We start from the raw sequence: 17,278 nt of genomic DNA on the forward strand, positions 1-17,278 counted from the left end.
CTATTTTCACATCATAAAATGTCAGCTTCTGCAGAAATGCCACAATAAACTGGCACGAAAGCTGCAATTACTTGCTTTTTGTTTTTACAAAGATGAAAAACGCAGAAGGGTCGCGCATTTTAAAGAGTGAAAGAAGGGTAAAGCGCCTGTAAAGCTGGTAAAGCTGATAAATGGCTGTAGAAACAGTGTGATAAGCCTTATTTCCCCGTAAAAATTAACGCTATGCTCCCGCATGCAGACGTGATAAAAGAGAATCAGGTAACATTTTTGTTATTTTTACTTTGTCGGCAGGTCGGCCGGTCTGCTAATTTTCGGCGCAATAGTTTTTCATTTGGTCTCAAAGTGAGAACGCTTCTTGCTTATGAGCTAAAGGGCTTAAAAAAGAAGGGTTACTTTTTTGATGAAATGGAAGATTACGCCGCTGTCAGTCAGCTTAATGATAATGTTCGGCGCCGCGCACGCCGCAACCGTACCCCCAGGCACTGAACTCGCCGCCACGCAAAATATCGTTATTAACAATGGCACAGAGGTCTCGTCGCTTGATCCGCAAAAGATCGAAGGCGTGCCTGAGTCGCGCATCATAGCCAATCTGCTGGAAGGGCTGGTGACGACCGACAACAACGGCACTATCGTGCCGGGCGTGGCGCAATCATGGCAAAACGAGGGCGGGAAGGTCTGGACCTTTACCCTGCGCGACGACGCAAAATGGAGCAACGGCGCGCCCGTTACCGCGCAGGATTTCGTTTACAGCTGGCGACGTCTCGCCGATCCTAAAACCGCATCACCCTATGCCAGCTATCTCCAGGCGGCGCACCTCACCAGTGTCGATGAAATCGTTGCCGGGAAAGCCCCACCCGATCGTCTTGGCGTCAAGGCGCTGGACGACCATCATTTGCAGGTCACGCTGAGCGAACCCGTCCCCTATTTTGTCTCCATGCTGGCAAATGCCGCGCTGTCGCCAGTTAATGCGGCGACGGTAGAGAAGTGGGGCGACGCCTGGACCCGTCCAGAGCACTACGTCAGTAACGGCGCTTATCTGCTGAGCGAATGGGTGATCAACGAGAAGCTGGTGCTGAAGCGCAATCCGGGCTACTGGGATAACGCCCATACGGTGATTGAACAGGGCACCTTCCTGCCGATCGAGTCGGATCATAACGACGTTAACCGCTATCGCAGCGGCAATACCGACATGACCAACAGCGTGGTGCCGCCTGAGCTTTTCCATAAGCTTCAGAACGAGCTGGGTGATCAGGTGAAAGTCAGTCCGCTGCTCTGCACCTTTTATTATGAGATTAATAACAAAAAGCCGCCGTTTACTGATGCGCGCGTACGCACCGCCATCAAGCTGACGCTGGATCGGGATATCATTACGCAGAAGATCATGGGGCAGGGGCAGATCCCCGCTTACAGTCTGACGCCGCCCTCGACGGCGGGCATAACGTTGACGCCGCCCGCGTGGTTTACCTGGAGCCAGGCGGAGCGCAACGCGGCGGCCAAAAAGCTGCTGGCCGAGGCGGGCTACAATGCGCAACATCCGCTGCGCTTTACGCTGCTTTATAACACCTCGGATCAAAACAAAAAGCAGGCAATTGCGGCCGCGTCTATGTGGCAAAAGAACCTCGGCGCGCAGGTCAGCCTGCAAAATCAGGAATGGAAAACTCTGCTGGAGACGCGGCATCAGGCGCAGTATGACGTGGTGCGCGCCACCTGGTGCGCCGATTACAACGAGCCGTCGACCTTTCTCAATATGCTGATCGGCAACGCTTCTATCAATACCGCCTTTTACCACAGCGAAAAATACGATCGTCTGCTGGCGCAAACTTTATCCGCCAGCAGCGAGGAGGCGCGCGCCGCTCTCTATCAGCAGGCTGAAGCGCAACTCGACAGCGACTCGGCGATTGTGCCAGTTTATTACCGCGTCAGCGTGCGGCTGGTGAAACCCTGGACAGGCGGTTTCACCGGTAAAGACCCGCTCGATATGACCGGTTTGAAATATTACTACATTAAAAAGCACTGAGGCTTACCCGGCAACATAAGCCGGGAAGCGCGCGCAGTGCCGAAGCCTTTCGGGGCACATGACTATCCTCAGCCAAAATGAGGAACCCGCTAACGGGGGACGCCGATACGGCTTGCCGTCTCGGTGAAGATAAAAAACTGGAGTGTAATAATGAACAACATCACAAAAAAAAGCCTGATTGCCGCTGGCGTGCTGGCGGCGATCGGTGCACTGGCAGGGAATGCAGTGGCGGCAAACGTTCCGGCGGGCGTCGAACTGGCGGCGAAACAGGAGCTGGTGCGCGGCAACGGCGATGAAGTGCAGTCGCTGGATCCGCACAAGATTGAAGGCGTGCCGGAAGATAACGTTGCGCGCGATCTCTATGAAGGGCTGCTGGTCAGCGACAGCGACGGCCACCCGGTGCCGGGCGTAGCGGAAAAGTGGGAAAACAAAGATTTTAAAGTCTGGACATTTCATCTGCGCAACAATGCCAAATGGTCAAACGGCGAGCCGGTGACCGCACAGGACTTCGTTTACAGCTGGCAGCGTCTGGCCGATCCGAAAACCGCCTCGCCGTACGCCAGCTATCTGCAGTATGGCCATATTGAGAACGTCGATGACATTATCGCCGGTAAAAAGCCGACCTCTGAGCTGGGCGTCAAAGCGCTGGACGATCATACGCTGCAGGTGACGCTGAGCGAGCCGGTGCCCTATTTTTACAAGCTGCTGATTAACGCTGTGATGTCACCGGTTTATAAGCCGGCGATTGAAAAATTCGGCGACCAGTGGACGCAGGCGCAGAACTGGGTCGGCAACGGCGCGTTCAAGCTGGAAGCGCACGTGATTAACGAACGCATTACCCTGGTGCGCAACACGCAATACTGGGACAACGCCCATACCGTACTGAACAAGGTAACCTTCCTGCCGATCAACTCCGAAGTCAGCGACGTTAACCGCTATTTCTCGGAAAACGGCAGCGACATGACCTACAACAACATGCCGATTGAGCTGTTCAAAAAACTGCAGCGCGAAAACGGCAAAGAGCTGCATGTCGATCCCTATCTCTGCACCTATTACTATGAAATCAACAACCAGAAAGCGCCATTTACCGATCCGCGCGTGCGCGCCGCACTCAAGCTGGGTCTGGACCGCGATATTATCGTGAACAAAGTGCTGGCGCAGGGCCAGCTGCCGGCTTACAGCTATACGCCGCCAGCGACAGACGGTATGGATATTCTCCCGCCGGACTGGTTCAAGTGGTCGCAGGATAAACGTAACGAAGAGGCGAAAAAACTGCTGGCGGAAGCGGGCTATACCGCAGATAAGCCGCTGACGTTCAATCTGCTCTATAACACCTCCGATCTGCATAAAAAGCTGGCGATCGCCGCTTCTTCAATCTGGAAGAAAAATATCGGCGTCAATATCAAGCTGGAAAACCAGGAGTGGAAAACCTTCCTGGATACGCGTCATCAGGGCAATTTTGACGTGGCGCGCGCGGCCTGGTGCGCGGACTATAACGAACCGACGTCGTTCCTGAATACCATGCTCTCCGACAGCAGCAACAACACGTCGCATTACAAGAGCGCCGAGTTTGATAAAGTGATCCACGATGCGATCAAGGCGGCAGACGACAAAGCGCGCGCGGCGGATTATGCCAAAGCAGAGCAGATTATGGATAAGGACAGCACCATCGTGCCGGTTTACTACTACGTGAACGCACGCCTGGTGAAACCTTACGTCGGCGGCTATACCGGGAAAGATCCGCTGGATAAAACTCTCGACAAGAATTTCTATATTATCAAACACTAATAGCAAACAGGCTATCGGCAAGGGCGGCGCATGGCGCGTCGCCCTTATGTACTTTGTACGCTTTATGAAGCAATAAGCCTGGTAGGTACGGCAATGTTAAAATTTATCCTGCGTCGACTGCTCGAAGCGATTCCCACGCTCTTCGTGCTGATCACTATCTCGTTCTTTATGATGCGCCTCGCGCCAGGCAGTCCTTTTACCGGCGAACGCACGCTGGCGCCTGAAGTGATGGCGAATATCGAAGCGAAGTACCATCTGAACGATCCCATCGGCAAGCAGTATCTCGATTATCTGATCCAGCTGGCGCACGGCGATTTCGGCCCTTCGTTCAAATACAAAGATTATACGGTTAACTATCTGGTCTCTCACGCCTTCCCGGTTTCCGCCAAACTTGGCCTGGCGGCCTTTGTGCTGGCGGTGATACTTGGCGTGACGGCGGGCGTCATTGCGGCGCTGAAGCAGAACAGCCTGTGGGATTATGCGGTGATGGGGGTCGCCATGACCGGCGTGGTGATACCCAGCTTCGTGGTGGCGCCGCTGCTGGTGCTGCTTTTCGCCATCACCCTGAAATGGCTGCCCGGCGGTGGCTGGAACGGCGGACAGCTGCGCTATATGCTGCTGCCGATGGTGGCGCTGTCGCTGGCCTATATCGCCAGTATCGCGCGTATTACCCGCGGCTCGATGATTGAAGTGATGCACTCCAACTTCATCCGCACCGCGCGCGCCAAAGGCCTGCCGCTGCGGCGCATCGTGATGCGCCATGCGCTTAAGCCTGCGCTGCTGCCGGTGCTCTCTTATCTCGGTCCGGCGTTTGTCGGCATTATCACCGGTTCAATGGTGATTGAGTCAATTTACGGCCTGCCGGGCATCGGACAGCTGTTTGTGAACGGCGCGCTGAACCGTGATTACTCGCTGGTCATGAGCCTGACTATCCTGGTCGGGGTGCTTACCATTATTTTCAATGCGATCGTGGACGTGCTCTACGCCGTGATCGATCCGAAAATCCGTTACTAAAGCTGGAGCTCGCGATGATGTTGAGTAAGAAGAACAGCGAAGCTCTTGATGCCTTCAGCGAAAAGCTGGAGGTAGAAGGGCGCAGCCTGTGGCAGGATGCGCGTCGCCGTTTTATCCATAACCGTGCGGCGCTGATCAGTCTGCTGGTGCTGATGCTGATTACGTTATTTGTAATTTTCGCCCCGATGTTTTCTCAGTTCGCCTATGACGATACCGACTGGGGAATGATGTCAGCCATGCCGGATACCACTTCCGGTCACTGGTTCGGCACGGACTCGTCCGGGCGCGATCTGCTGGTGCGCGTCGCCATCGGCGGACGTATCTCGCTGATGGTCGGTATCGCCTCGGCGCTGATCGCGGTGATCGTCGGCACGCTCTACGGCTCGCTCGCTGGCTATCTCGGCGGCAAAATCGACTCGGTGATGATGCGTATTCTGGAGATCCTGAACTCTTTTCCGTTTATGTTCTTCGTTATCCTGCTGGTGACCTTTTTCGGTCGCAATATCCTGCTGATTTTTGCCGCTATCGGCATGGTTTCGTGGCTCGATATGGCGCGTATCGTGCGCGGCCAGACGCTGGGCCTGAAGCGTAAAGAGTTTATCGAAGCGGCACACGTCGGCGGTGTCTCGACCCCCAGCATCGTGCTGCGCCATATCGTGCCGAACGTGCTGGGTGTGGTGGTGGTGTACGCCTCGCTGCTGGTGCCGAGCATGATCCTGTTTGAGTCCTTCCTCAGCTTCCTCGGCCTCGGCACCCAGGAGCCGCTGAGCAGCTGGGGTGCGCTGCTCAGCGATGGCGCTAACTCAATGGAAGTCGCGCCGTGGCTGCTGCTGTTCCCGGCTGGTTTTCTGGTGGTGACGCTGTTCTGTTTCAACTTTATCGGCGATGGCCTGCGTGACGCCCTCGACCCGAAAGATCGCTAAGGAGTTTCCCGATGACTATTCATGAATTTCAGCCAGCGATGGCTGCCCGCGCGGGAAGCGACCTGTTACTGGAAGTGAAGGATTTACGCGTGACTTTCCAGACCCATGACGGCGACGTCACGGCGGTCAACGACCTGAACTTTTCGCTGCGCGCCGGCGAAACCTTGGGCATCGTCGGCGAGTCGGGTTCCGGCAAGTCGCAGACGGCGTTCGCCCTGATGGGACTGCTGGCGAAAAACGGCCGCATCGGCGGCACCGCGCTGTTTAACGGCAAAGAGATCCTCAACCTGCCGGAAAAAGCGCTGAATAAATTGCGCGCCGAGCAGATTGCGATGATCTTTCAGGATCCGATGACCTCGCTTAATCCTTATATGCGCGTCGGCGATCAGCTGATGGAAGTGTTGAAGCTGCACAAAGGGATGAGTGGGGCGCAGGCCTTTGAAGAGTCGGTGCGCATGCTGGACGCGGTGAAAATGCCGGAAGCGCGCAAGCGCATGAAAATGTTCCCGCATGAGTTCTCCGGCGGGATGCGCCAGCGCGTAATGATCGCCATGGCGCTGCTCTGTCGGCCTAAGCTACTGATTGCCGATGAGCCGACTACGGCGCTCGACGTGACGGTTCAGGCGCAGATCATGACGCTGCTCAACGAGCTGAAGCGCGAGTTCAATACTGCGATTATTATGATCACCCACGACCTGGGCGTGGTCGCAGGCATCTGCGACAAGGTGCTGGTAATGTACGCCGGGCGCACCATGGAATATGGCCGCGCGCGCGACGTCTTTTACCAGCCGGCGCACCCCTATTCAATCGGCCTGTTGAGCGCGGTGCCGCGCCTGGACGCCGAAGGCGAAAGCCTGACCACCATTCCTGGCAACCCGCCAAACCTGCTGCGTCTGCCCCAGGGCTGCCCATTCCAGCCGCGCTGTCCGCATGCGATGGATATCTGCACCCAGTCGCCGCCGCTGCTGCCGTTTGGCGAAGGGCGCCTGCGCGCCTGCTTTAAGCCGGTGGAGGAGTTAGTATGAGTACCGTCGCTGAGAAAAAAGTTCTGCTGGAAATCGCCGATCTCAAGGTGCATTTCGACATTAAAGATGGTCGTCAGTGGTTCTGGCAGCCGCCAAAATCCCTGAAGGCGGTGGATGGCGTCAGCCTGCGCCTTTATGAGGGCGAAACCCTGGGCGTGGTCGGCGAGTCCGGTTGCGGCAAATCGACGCTGGCGCGCGCGATTATCGGTCTGGTAAAGGCCACTGAAGGCCGTGTTGCCTGGCTGGGGCGCGATCTGCTCGGCCAGAGCGAAGAGGAGTGGCGTAAGGCACGCAGCGATATCCAGATGATCTTCCAGGATCCGCTGGCGTCGCTTAACCCGCGTATGACCATCGGCGATATCATTGCCGAGCCGCTGCGTACTTATCATCCAAAGATGCCGCGTCAGGAAGTGAAAGACCGCGTCAAAAATATGATGATGAAAGTGGGTTTGTTGCCGAACCTGATTAACCGCTATCCGCATGAGTTTTCGGGCGGCCAGTGCCAGCGTATCGGCATCGCGCGCGCGCTGATCCTGGAGCCGAAGCTGATTATCTGCGACGAGCCGGTGTCAGCGCTCGACGTCTCGATTCAGGCGCAGGTGGTCAATCTGCTGCAGCAGCTGCAGCGCGAGATGGGACTGTCGCTAATCTTTATCGCGCACGATCTGGCGGTAGTTAAGCATATCTCCGACCGCGTGCTGGTGATGTATCTTGGCCATGCGGTAGAGCTGGGCACCTACGATGCGGTTTACAACAATCCGCAGCATCCTTATACGCGCGCGCTGATGTCGGCAGTGCCAATTCCCGATCCCGATCTGGAGAAGAACAAGCAGATTCAGCTGCTGGAAGGGGAGCTGCCGTCGCCGATCAATCCACCGTCAGGCTGCGTGTTCCGTACCCGCTGCCCGATTGCCGGTCCGGAGTGCGCTAAAACGCGGCCGCTGCTTGAGGGCAGTTTCCGCCATGCGGTCTCCTGCCTGAAGGTGGATCCGCTGTAAACAAAACGCCGGGCAGGAGCCCGGCGTTTTATTGACTAATGTGTAACAGAGCCGTTCGCAAAAAGGCTTCGCTGCCGGAGCCGTCTGCGGCTTTCGGTCCCTGTTATTTGCTGTAGCAGATTGTCGGGTCGCTTACTCGCGCCAGAGAATATGGCACAGCTTGTGATCTTTTTCGCGGCACAGCAGCACGCGCGCGAAAACATCGGTAATCGGCTCGCCGTCCGCCTCACCCAGCCCAATCACCACTTCAGAGAAGAAGTCCGGGTTGAGATCAAAATCGACATGCTCCTTCCAGTCTTCCGAAGGATCGAACAGCTCTGCGCCGCCGCGTTCTTCAAACTGCAGGTTGAAAAGAATAATATCCGCCGGATCGAGGTTGTCGCCTGCCAGTTCAAGAAAAATGTCGTAAGCCTGTTCCAGCGTTTCGTCTTCGGTAAGGCGATTATTTAAATCCATCATCGGTTCTGTCTGCCTGTGGCCGCGTTGCAATTTCCGCTCGTTTTACAGTAAAGGGCTAAAGAAGTAAAACAGTCGTTCAACAATGCGTTGCCACCAGGCACGTTTTGACCAGCGCTTTGCGTCCAGCAGGCGCGCTCGCGCGATATAATCATCCTGCACGCAGGCTAAATCACTGCCGAAGCCCGCATCATCCACAACCAGCGTGATTTCAAAATTGAGCCACAGGCTGCGCATATCCAGATTCACCGTCCCGACCAGGCTAAGCTGTCCATCCACCAGCACGCTCTTGGTGTGCAGCAAACCATCCTCAAACTGATAGATCCGGACGCCCGCCTCCAGCAGCTCGCTAAAAAAGGCGCGGCTCGCCCAGCCGACCAGCAGAGAATCATTATGGCGTGGCACGATAATACTCACCTCGACGCCGCGCAGCGCCGCGGTGCAGATGGCGTGCAGCAGGTCGTCGCTTGGCACGAAATAGGGCGTGGTCATAATCAGCTGCTCGCGTGCCGAATAGACGGCAGTCAGCAGCGCCTGGTGGATCATATCCTCCGGGAAGCCGGGCCCGGAGGCGATGACCTGCACGGTATGACCGCTTTCGCGCTCGAACGGCATAATATTACCGTCGGGCGGCGGCGGCAGAATACGTTTGCCGGTTTCGATCTCCCAGTCGCAGCTGTAGACGATGCCCATGGTGGTTGCGACCGGGCCTTCCATCCGCGCCATCAGATCGACCCACTGGCCGACGCCCGCGTCCTGCTTGAAAAAGCGCGGATCGACCAGATTCATGCTGCCGGTATAGGCGATGTAGTTATCAATCAGCACCACCTTGCGATGCTGACGCAGGTCCATACGGCGCAGGAACACGCGCAGCAGGCTGACCTGCAGCGCTTCCACCACGTCGATGCCGGCATTGCGCATCATGCCCACCCAGGGGCTGCGGAAAAAGGTCACGCTACCTGCGGAGTCGAGCATCAGACGGCAGTGCACGCCGCGCCGCGAGGCCGCCATCAGGGACTCGGCCACCTCGTCCGCCAGCCCGCCGGGATGCCAGATATAAAAAACCATCTCAATATTGTGGCGCGCCAGCTGAATATCACGGATGAGCGCATGCATGACGTCATCCGAACTGGTGAGCAGCTGTAGCTGATTGCCTTTGACACCGGCGATCCCCTGGCGATTCTGGCAGAGCTGAAACAGTGAGCGTGCGACGTCGCTGTGCTCGGTAGCGAAAATATGGCTGCGCTGTCTAAGGTCGCTTAGCCACTTTGCCGTGGCGGGCCACATGGTGCGCGCCCGCTCCGCGCGGCGCTTGCCCAGATGCAATTCGCCAAAAGAGAGGTATGCAATGATGCCCACCAGAGGAATGATATAGATAATCAACAGCCAGGCCATGGCGGAAGTGACCGTACGGCGCTTCATCAAAATACGTAGCGTGACGCCGGCAATCAGCAACCAGTAGCCAAACAGCAGCAACCAGCTGATTAAAGTGTAAAAAGTGGTCATTAAGTGGACATCCCGTTCGCGCTTGGTCAGAGAAGTTTACGTGCTGACAGAGGACAACGAAACCCCCAATCGCCGCAGGAGTTCGATAAGAGATCCGAGTTGGCATTGGCGCGAAGATGTTTATAATGCGGCCGCGTGATGTCGAAGCAGGAGAGCAGGTGATGAGAAAGAGCAGAAATGAAGTGGCACGCTGGAGAATGTTGCGCCAGGTGCATCGCCGACGCGCCCGCTGGCTGGAAGGCCAGTCGCGTCGCTACAGTCGTATCCACGCGATTCGCCAGCAGCTGGCGCAGCAGCAGCGCCGTTCGATTCTGTTCATCACGCAGAATATCTGACCAGAGCCGCCGCAAGGGCGGCTTTTTTATTGTCCCTTCGAAACCAGCACCAGATTCACCAGCTGCGCCGCCGCGGCGATAACGATCAGCATCACAATCAGGTGTTTTTTCTGCTTCCAGCCGTGACGACGCCAGAGCAGCAGCGCGCTGGCAATCAGCACCAGGACCAGCGCCAGCAGCGCAATAACCAGCCATTGCATAGCGGTGACTCCGTTAGCGAAATAAAAATGGCTTCGGCGCGGACGCGGAAGCCATCAGGACAGAACCAGGCGAACAGTCAGAAAACGCGTTTGAACGGTTTTACCGAGACGTTTTTATAGACGCCAGCCGCGATATAGGGATCGGCTTCCGCCCAGGCCTGCGCGGCTTCCAGCGAGCTGAACTCCGCGATGATAGCTGAGCCGGTAAAACCTGCGACACCCGGATCGTTGCTGTCGACGGCCGGCATTGGTCCGGCGACGATCAAACGGCCTTCATCCTGCAGCAGCTGCAGGCGCGCCAGGTGGGCAGGGCGCACCGAGGTGCGTTTTTCCAGAGAATCAGCGTTATCTTCGGCGTAGATGATGTACAGCACTTGAAAGCCCCCATTGGCTCATCATATTTTCGCAACACGGTAAGGGATCGTAAATAAGAGTGCAAACGAAAGATGGCGTAATGTATGAGGTGGAGCAGGTTAGTTTAAAAAACAGCAATATCTGACCATTTTTCAGCAGTTATTGAAACTGATTGCTATTTGCATTTAAAATCATTGCTTCATTCTTTGACTGCGACTGCTATGACCACGTTGACAATGCCCATTCATAAACGTACGCCTGTTTCCGTGCTGCTCTCTGTTGTCCTGCACGGTGCAGTAATTGCCGGCATTCTCTATGCCTCGTTTCATCAGGTTATCAACGTACCCAAGGTATCGCAGCCGATCAGCGTCAGTCTGGTCGCGCCGGAAGTGCAGCCTGAACCCGCGCCTGTGGTAAAGCAGCCGCAGGCGGAACCGGAACCCCAGCCTGAGCCGGAGCCGGAACCTCAGCCGGTACCGGAACCGCCTAAGGCCGAGCCGGTGCCGATTCCTGTGCCGCAACCTAAGCCGAAGCCGAAACCCAAGCCCAAACCTAAGGTCGAGCACAAGCGCGAGGTGAAACCGCGTCAGGAGGCGAAGCCACAGGAGAATCCATTTAATCAGGACGCGCCCGCTACGCAGACGAAACCGACGACCGCGCCGAAATCGAACCCGTCGCCGACGCAGTCAGTTTCGCAGGGGCCTAAGGCGATCAGCGTCTCGAAGCCGGGATATCCCACGCGCGCGCTGGCGCTGCGCATTGAAGGACGGGTGCAGGTGCAGTTTGACGTAGGCGCTGACGGAAGGGTGGAAAATGTCACTATTCTTTCCGCCCAGCCGCGCAATATGTTCGAGCGCGAGGTTAAACAGGCGATGAAGCAGTGGCGCTATCAGCCTGGCCGTCCCGGTAAAAACCTGAAGATGAATATCGTCTTCAAGATCAACGGCGGCACCAGCATCGAATAAAAAAAGCGGTCCTCTGACCGCTTTTACCTTACTCCGCCGGTTCGAGATTCGCGCGTCCCGGCGGCAGCGGGCGCGATTTACCTTCACTATCCACGGCGACATAGATAAACACCGCTTCGGTGGCGCAGTAGGTCTGACCGATAGGTTCGGAAGAGACCTTCTTGATCCATACCTCTACATTGATGGTCATCGAACTGTTACCGGTGCGTATACAGCGCGCGTGACAGCTCACCACATCGCCAACCGCCACCGGCTTCAGAAACGACATGCCGTCAACGCGCACGGTAACGACGCGTCCTTCGGCAATCTCTTTCGCCAGAATGGCGCCGCCCATATCCATCTGCGACATCAGCCAGCCGCCGAAAATATCGCCATTGGCGTTGGTGTCCGCCGGCATCGCCAGGGTACGCAACACCATTTCGCCTTGCGGCAACTTATGTCTTTCGCCCATTGCTCAACTTCTTATGCAGGTGAAGGCGCGCTGCGCCCGTCATGCCCGGTCTGGCCGGGCCTCGTTTATTTTTCTTCTTGTTGCGGCATCTGTCGCCAGATGTAGAGCCCGCTAAGCAGGGTAAACAGCAGAGTCAGCGCGGTCAGGCCGAATACTTTAAAGTTAACCCAAAAGGCTTCGGGCAACCAAAACGCCACATAAATATTCGCCAGGCCGCAGGCAAGGAAAAAGATCGCCCAGGCGACGTTAAGGCGGCGCCAGGTGATTTCCGGCAGCTTAATCTCTTTGCCCAGCAGGCTTTTGATCAACGGCTGCGCCATAAAGAACTGGCTGTAGAGCAGCGCGAGCGCGAACAGACTGTAGATGACGGTAACTTTCCATTTAATAAATTCATCATTATGGAAAACCAGCGTCAGGGTGCCGAATATCGCCACCAGCGCGAAGGTGAAAATGGTCATCTTCTCCAGCTTGCGATAGAGCACCCAGCTCGCCACCAGTGCCAGGCCGGTAGCGACAATCAGCGCGCCGGAGGCGACAAAAATGTCGTAAAGCTTATAGAAAATAAAGAAGACCACTAAAGGAAGGAAATCGAGTAACTGCTTCATAGTCATTCCAGTTCAGCTAAAACAGTAAAAAGCCGCGCGCCCGAAGGGGCGCTGCAGACTTAACGGACCAGCATATAAAGCCGGAAAAGATAGATAACCAATAGCGCGGAGATGAGGTTGCCGATAGCGGTTATCGTAACGGCCAGCACGTTATCCGGCAGCGCCGTCAGCGAGGAGGAGGCGAACAGCAGCACCATTTTCGCCAGCAGCCAGAGAATAATCGCTGGAGCGATCAGCTTAACGTTTTTCCATGCCAGCCGGCAGCTGCCGCGCATCGCAGCCAGAATGCCGCTTTTTTCGTTCGCCAGGATAACCGGCGAGAGCGACAGCAGTATCGCCAGAATAATGCCCGGCACCATCACCACCATAAAGCCCAGCTGCACCACCAGAGTAATCAAAAACGTCTGCAGCAGCAGCTTCGGCAGCAGCGGCGCAGCGGCGCCGATAGCGCGCAGCGCGCTGACGCGATGTCCGGCGGAAACCATCGGGATCAGGCAGAGCATGCCGCCCAGCAACAGCGTATTGCCGATCAATGCCGAGAAGGTGCCGGCCGCAGAGGCGCGCAGCAGGATACGCTGCTGATCTGGCGACATATTTTGCACCAGTTCAAACAACGAAGAGGCGCTGGTATCGCCCTGCTGGAGCTGGGCCAGCTGATCGCCGCCCGGGGTAAAAGCGTGCACCAGAATGACCGTGATAAAGGCCGTCAGTAACGACATCAGCACGATGGTCAGCAGCTGGTGGCGGAAAAAATTTCCTGTGTCACGGTATAACGAGCTTGCCGTGATAGACATGTACACTCCTTGGTGGAACCGGGTTGATTAACCCGGCGATTGTACATGGTCTGGCCCGAAGCTGGCACCCGCAGCGAGATAACTTTCTGTCATGGAAGGTAAAGAAGGGTGAAAAATCGGCGGCAGGCCATAGCGCGCGCGGGCGCGATCGCAGGCTTCATTATGGATGCCGTTTTCGCCCGACATGGCGAATTCGCGGCAGGGCGAAGGACGCTGCTCATAGATACCGCAGGAGACGCAGCCGCCAGGCTCGCCCTGCAACGCCACACAGCGCGGTTCGCGCGCGTTGGTGCCGCGCATATTGCGCATCAGCAGGCTTAAGGGTTCAGTGAGTTCAGTCGGGACGACGCCACCGGCGTCATCGGCTTCGGCCCAGTAAAAAGAGACGCGGAAGTGGGCGCAGCAGGCGCCGCAGGTCATGCAAGGGTTGGAATTATCGCTCATTTGATCGCCCGCCACTCCTGAGGCATCGAACCAAAATCAACACGGAGAAAAATCAAAATAATCACGCCGATGAATTTCTTCAAGCAAAATTTCAGGTGAGTCCTCCCCGCCAAAATTGATCTGAATCAATCCATTGTTTTTTAAGCGCTTTATTGCAGTTGATTCAGGTGCATTTTTTGTTAAATCGCGTTAGAACGTTGCCCACAACGTCACACCATAATTCCCTACGTTTATTTTGTGCAAAGGAGCGATCATGAAACTGACAAAATGCGCTTTATTACTGGCAATGGCTTTACCGCAACTGGCACTGGCTCATGAAGCGGGTGATTTCTTTATGCGCGCGGGCAGCGCGACGGTTCGTCCTACCGAAGGCTCCGACAATGTCTTGGGTATGGGCGGCTTTGACGTCAGCAACAATACCCAGCTCGGCCTGACCTTTACCTATATGGCGACCGACAATATTGGCGTCGAACTGCTGGCCGCGACGCCGTTCCGCCACAAGGTGGGGCTTGCCGCCACCGGTACGCTGGCGACAGTGCGTCAGCTGCCGCCGACCCTGATGGCGCAATATTATTTCTTCGACAGCCGCAGCAAAGTGCGTCCTTACGTTGGCGTTGGCGTTAACTACACCACGTTTTACGATGCCGATTTCAACCAGACCGGCCGCGATGCCGGACTGAGCGACCTCAGCGTGAAAGATTCATGGGGCGTGGCTGGACAGGTCGGTCTCGACTATCAGATCAACCGTGACTGGATGCTGAACGCCTCGCTCTGGTATATGGATATCGATACGGAAGTGAAGTTTAAGGCGAACGGACAGAAACAAAATATTGATACGCGCATCGACCCCTGGGTCTTCTTTTTCGGCGCGGGTTACCGCTTCTGATAAAAAAAGGCCGCGAATCGCTCGCGGCCTTTTGCTTTTCTGCGTTATTTAATCTGCATATTGTTCACAACAGACTTCACGCCTTTCACGGTACGCGTCACTTCTACCGCGTGGCTGGCCATCTGCGGTGAGCTGACGAAGCCGCTGAGCTGCACACGGCCCTTAAAGGTTTCAACGTTGATCTCACGCGACTTAAGCTGATCGTCATTCAGCAGCTCTGCTTTGACTTTGGTCGTGATCACCGTATCGTCAATATAACCGCCGGTGCCTTCCTGCTTTGCGGTAGGCGCACAGGCGCTCAGCGTCAGCGCGACTACAATGGCGGCCAGTGCGCCTGCAAGGACTTTAAACAGTTTCATTGCTTCTCTCCCTGTCTCAAACAAGATGCGTCGTTCCCATAACGACGCAAAACAAGTGTGGGTGGGAAAAACGAAAGCGGCAACGTTGGAGTGTAAAAAAGAGTGAAAAATCATGCCCCATCCGCAGACAGGGCATGAAATGTTCAGCGGGTGGCCGCTTTAAGGCTGCTGACGAACGCGGTCAGCTTCGCCAGCATCTCTTCTGGCTGCGCATGATACTGCTCGATAATTTTCACAATAGCCGAGCCGGAGATGGCGCCCGCCGCGCCCGCGCCGATCGCCTCTTTAACCTGCGCCGGTTCGGAGATGCCGAATCCCTGCAGCGGCGGTGCGGCGTTATATTCGCGCAGCTTGTCGATCAGGCGCTGCAGCGGCAGGCTGCTGGCGCGATTTTCCGCGCCGGTCACGCCCGCGCGCGACAGCAGATAGGTGTAGCCGCGGCCGTGAGAGGCGACTTCGCGCAGCAGTTCATCGCTGGCGTTGGGCGGACAGATAAAGATCGGCGCGATGCCATGACGCAGCGCTGCCTGACGGAAAGGCGCCGACTCTTCGACCGGCACATCCGCCACCAGCACCGAATCCACGCCCGCCTCGGCGCAGCGCGCATAGAAGGCGTCGATGCCGTTGGTGAACACCAGGTTGGCGTACATCAGCAGGCCGATGGGCAGATCGGGATATTTCTGGCGCACGCTGCTAAGTATCTCGAAGCACTGCGCGGTAGTGGTGCCGGACGCGAAGGCGCGCAGGGTGGCGTTCTGAATCGTCGGGCCGTCCGCCAGCGGATCGGAGAAGGGGATGCCCAGTTCCAGCGCGTCCGCGCCGCCTGCGACCAGCGCGTCAATAACCTTCAGCGACAGCGCCGGCGAGGGATCGCCCAGCGTGACGAAGGGAACGAACGCGCCTTCTTTGCTGGTCTGTAAACGCTTAAACAGCTGTTGATAACGCTCCATCAGATTTCTCCCTGCGCAGTCAGAATATCGTGAACGGTAAAGATGTCTTTATCGCCGCGGCCCGAAAGGTTCACCACCAGCAGCTGCTCTTTCTCCGGGTTCTCGCGGATCATCTTCAGCGCGTGGGCCAGGGCGTGCGAGGACTCCAGCGCCGGGATAATGCCTTCCGCACGACAGAGTTCTTTAAAGGCGGACAGCGCTTCATTATCGGTAATCGACACGTAGTCGGCGCGGCCAATGCTGTTGAGATGCGCGTGCTGCGGGCCGACGGAAGGAAAATCGAGCCCGGCAGAAATAGAGTAGGACTCTTCGATCTGGCCCTCTTCGGTCTGCATCATCGGCGCTTTCATACCGAAATAGATACCGACGCGGCCATGCTTGAGCGGCGCGCCGTGCTCGCCGGTTTCAATGCCGTGTCCGGCCGGTTCGACGCCGATCAGGCCGACGCTTTCATCCATAAGAAAGTCGGCGAACATGCCGATCGCGTTAGATCCGCCACCGACGCAGGCGATAACCGCATCCGGCAAGCGACCCTCTTTTTCCAGAATCTGCGCTTTGGTCTCTTCGCCGATCATGCGCTGGAACTCGCGCACAATGGTCGGATAGGGGTGCGGACCCGCTGCGGTGCCGAGCATATAGTGCGCGGTTTCATAGCTGCCGGACCAGTCGCGCAGCGCCTCGTTACAGGCATCTTTCAGCGTCGCGGAGCCGCTGTGCACCGGGATCACTTCCGCGCCCATCAGACGCATACGGAAGACGTTTGGCGACTGACGCTCAACATCTTTCGCGCCCATATAGATGCGGCACTTCATACCGAGCAGCGCGCACGCCAGCGCCGATGCGACGCCATGCTGGCCCGCGCCGGTTTCCGCAATGATTTCGCTCTTGCCCATGCGCTTCGCCAGCAGCGCCTGACCCAGTACCTGATTGGTTTTGTGCGCGCCGCCATGCAGCAGATCTTCGCGCTTAAGATAAAGGCGGGTTTTGGTGCCTTTTGTCAGGTTGCTGCAGAGCGTCAGCGCCGTCGGGCGTCCCGCATAGTTTTTCAGCAGGTCAGTAAATTCCGCCTGAAAAGCGGGATCTTTCTGCGCCTCGACAAAGGCCGCTTCCAGCTGTTGCAGCGCCGGCATGAGGATCTGCGGCACATACATGCCGCCAAAGTCGCCAAAATAGGGGTTCAGTAGTGTCATGGTTTCATCTTCCTTATG

At 56.7% G+C, this 17,278-nt stretch carries 20 protein-coding genes; 9 read left to right on the forward strand and 11 right to left on the reverse strand.

Annotated features, from left to right (window positions below):
• The first annotated feature begins 400 nt into the window (after positions 1 to 400).
• From D7S44_RS08935 to oppF, 6 genes are all read left to right on the forward strand, one after another.
• Complete coding sequence (locus tag D7S44_RS08935; RefSeq protein WP_120454013.1) at positions 401 to 2,017, forward strand: ABC transporter substrate-binding protein; 1,617 nt, start codon at positions 401 to 403, stop codon at positions 2,015 to 2,017.
• A 150-nt stretch (positions 2,018 to 2,167) separates the two neighbouring features.
• Positions 2,168 to 3,805 (forward strand): oligopeptide ABC transporter substrate-binding protein OppA, encoded by a 1,638-nt coding sequence (gene oppA / locus D7S44_RS08940; protein WP_120454015.1) that lies wholly within the window; start codon positions 2,168 to 2,170, stop codon positions 3,803 to 3,805.
• A 93-nt stretch (positions 3,806 to 3,898) separates the two neighbouring features.
• Positions 3,899 to 4,819 (forward strand): oligopeptide ABC transporter permease OppB, encoded by a 921-nt coding sequence (gene oppB, locus D7S44_RS08945; RefSeq protein WP_120454017.1) that lies wholly within the window; start codon positions 3,899 to 3,901, stop codon positions 4,817 to 4,819.
• A 14-nt stretch (positions 4,820 to 4,833) separates the two neighbouring features.
• Positions 4,834 to 5,742: an oligopeptide ABC transporter permease OppC gene (gene oppC, locus D7S44_RS08950; RefSeq protein ID WP_120454019.1), complete on the forward strand. Its 909-nt coding sequence runs from the start codon at positions 4,834 to 4,836 to the stop codon at positions 5,740 to 5,742.
• Positions 5,743 to 5,753: 11 nt separating this feature from the next.
• Positions 5,754 to 6,767 (forward strand): ABC transporter ATP-binding protein, encoded by a 1,014-nt coding sequence (gene oppD / locus D7S44_RS08955; protein ID WP_120454020.1) that lies wholly within the window; start codon positions 5,754 to 5,756, stop codon positions 6,765 to 6,767.
• Positions 6,764 to 7,765 (forward strand): murein tripeptide/oligopeptide ABC transporter ATP binding protein OppF, encoded by a 1,002-nt coding sequence (oppF, locus tag D7S44_RS08960; protein WP_120454023.1) that lies wholly within the window; start codon positions 6,764 to 6,766, stop codon positions 7,763 to 7,765. Before oppD ends, oppF begins: the two co-directional genes overlap by 4 nt.
• Positions 7,766 to 7,897: 132 nt before the next feature.
• On the opposite strand, the gene D7S44_RS08965 is transcribed toward oppF, so the two are convergent.
• On the reverse strand, positions 7,898 to 8,221 hold the full coding sequence (locus D7S44_RS08965; protein WP_033746744.1) for an HI1450 family dsDNA-mimic protein: 324 nt from the start codon (positions 8,219 to 8,221) through the stop codon (positions 7,898 to 7,900).
• 45 nt (positions 8,222 to 8,266) lie between these two features.
• Positions 8,267 to 9,727 (reverse strand): cardiolipin synthase, encoded by a 1,461-nt coding sequence (gene cls / locus D7S44_RS08970; RefSeq protein ID WP_120454025.1) that lies wholly within the window; start codon positions 9,725 to 9,727, stop codon positions 8,267 to 8,269.
• A 161-nt stretch (positions 9,728 to 9,888) separates the two neighbouring features.
• Between cls and D7S44_RS23300 the strand changes: the two genes are divergently transcribed.
• Complete coding sequence (locus tag D7S44_RS23300; RefSeq protein WP_126690423.1) at positions 9,889 to 10,062, forward strand: YciY family protein; 174 nt, start codon at positions 9,889 to 9,891, stop codon at positions 10,060 to 10,062.
• A gap of 26 nt (positions 10,063 to 10,088) precedes the next feature.
• Here D7S44_RS23300 and D7S44_RS23675 read toward each other — a convergent pair whose 3' ends face one another.
• Both D7S44_RS23675 and D7S44_RS08975 read right to left on the reverse strand, forming a co-directional pair.
• On the reverse strand, positions 10,089 to 10,262 hold the full coding sequence (locus tag D7S44_RS23675; RefSeq protein WP_167456963.1) for a hypothetical protein: 174 nt from the start codon (positions 10,260 to 10,262) through the stop codon (positions 10,089 to 10,091).
• Positions 10,263 to 10,339: 77 nt separating this feature from the next.
• Positions 10,340 to 10,636 (reverse strand): YciI family protein, encoded by a 297-nt coding sequence (locus D7S44_RS08975; RefSeq protein WP_120454027.1) that lies wholly within the window; start codon positions 10,634 to 10,636, stop codon positions 10,340 to 10,342.
• Between the two features lie 201 nt (positions 10,637 to 10,837).
• Here D7S44_RS08975 and tonB point away from each other — a divergent pair, with 201 nt between their 5' ends.
• Positions 10,838 to 11,581: a TonB system transport protein TonB gene (gene tonB, locus D7S44_RS08980; RefSeq protein ID WP_120454029.1), complete on the forward strand. Its 744-nt coding sequence runs from the start codon at positions 10,838 to 10,840 to the stop codon at positions 11,579 to 11,581.
• A gap of 28 nt (positions 11,582 to 11,609) precedes the next feature.
• On the opposite strand, the gene yciA is transcribed toward tonB, so the two are convergent.
• From yciA to D7S44_RS09000, 4 genes are all read right to left on the reverse strand, one after another.
• Positions 11,610 to 12,032 (reverse strand): acyl-CoA thioester hydrolase YciA, encoded by a 423-nt coding sequence (gene yciA, locus D7S44_RS08985; RefSeq protein WP_103795988.1) that lies wholly within the window; start codon positions 12,030 to 12,032, stop codon positions 11,610 to 11,612.
• Positions 12,033 to 12,097: 65 nt separating this feature from the next.
• Positions 12,098 to 12,637, reverse strand: a complete 540-nt coding sequence (locus D7S44_RS08990; RefSeq protein ID WP_120454031.1) for a septation protein A — start codon at positions 12,635 to 12,637, stop codon at positions 12,098 to 12,100.
• 59 nt (positions 12,638 to 12,696) lie between these two features.
• The gene (locus tag D7S44_RS08995; protein WP_120454033.1) at positions 12,697 to 13,431 is read right to left on the reverse strand and encodes a YciC family protein; all 735 of its coding nucleotides are present in this window, start codon (positions 13,429 to 13,431) and stop codon (positions 12,697 to 12,699) included.
• Positions 13,432 to 13,458: 27 nt separating this feature from the next.
• Complete coding sequence (locus tag D7S44_RS09000; RefSeq protein ID WP_120454035.1) at positions 13,459 to 13,875, reverse strand: YkgJ family cysteine cluster protein; 417 nt, start codon at positions 13,873 to 13,875, stop codon at positions 13,459 to 13,461.
• A gap of 253 nt (positions 13,876 to 14,128) precedes the next feature.
• Between D7S44_RS09000 and ompW the strand changes: the two genes are divergently transcribed.
• Entirely contained in the window at positions 14,129 to 14,761 is a 633-nt protein-coding gene (gene ompW / locus D7S44_RS09005) for an outer membrane protein OmpW (RefSeq protein ID WP_120454037.1), read from the forward strand.
• Positions 14,762 to 14,805: 44 nt separating this feature from the next.
• On the opposite strand, the gene D7S44_RS09010 is transcribed toward ompW, so the two are convergent.
• The 3 genes from D7S44_RS09010 to trpB form a co-directional block, all read right to left on the reverse strand.
• Entirely contained in the window at positions 14,806 to 15,120 is a 315-nt protein-coding gene (locus D7S44_RS09010; RefSeq protein ID WP_120454039.1) for a BON domain-containing protein, read from the reverse strand.
• A 143-nt stretch (positions 15,121 to 15,263) separates the two neighbouring features.
• Positions 15,264 to 16,070 carry a tryptophan synthase subunit alpha gene (trpA, locus tag D7S44_RS09015; RefSeq protein ID WP_120454041.1) on the reverse strand — a complete coding sequence of 269 codons (807 nt, stop codon included), beginning with the start codon at positions 16,068 to 16,070 and terminating at the stop codon, positions 15,264 to 15,266.
• Positions 16,070 to 17,260, reverse strand: coding sequence for a tryptophan synthase subunit beta (gene trpB / locus D7S44_RS09020; protein ID WP_120454043.1), 1,191 nt, complete (start codon positions 17,258 to 17,260; stop codon positions 16,070 to 16,072). The genes trpA and trpB overlap by 1 nt, the downstream gene beginning before the upstream one ends.
• Positions 17,261 to 17,278 lie beyond the last annotated feature (18 nt).

The organism is Pantoea piersonii, from assembly GCF_003612015.1.
GTDB lineage: Bacteria > Pseudomonadota > Gammaproteobacteria > Enterobacterales > Enterobacteriaceae > Pantoea > Pantoea piersonii.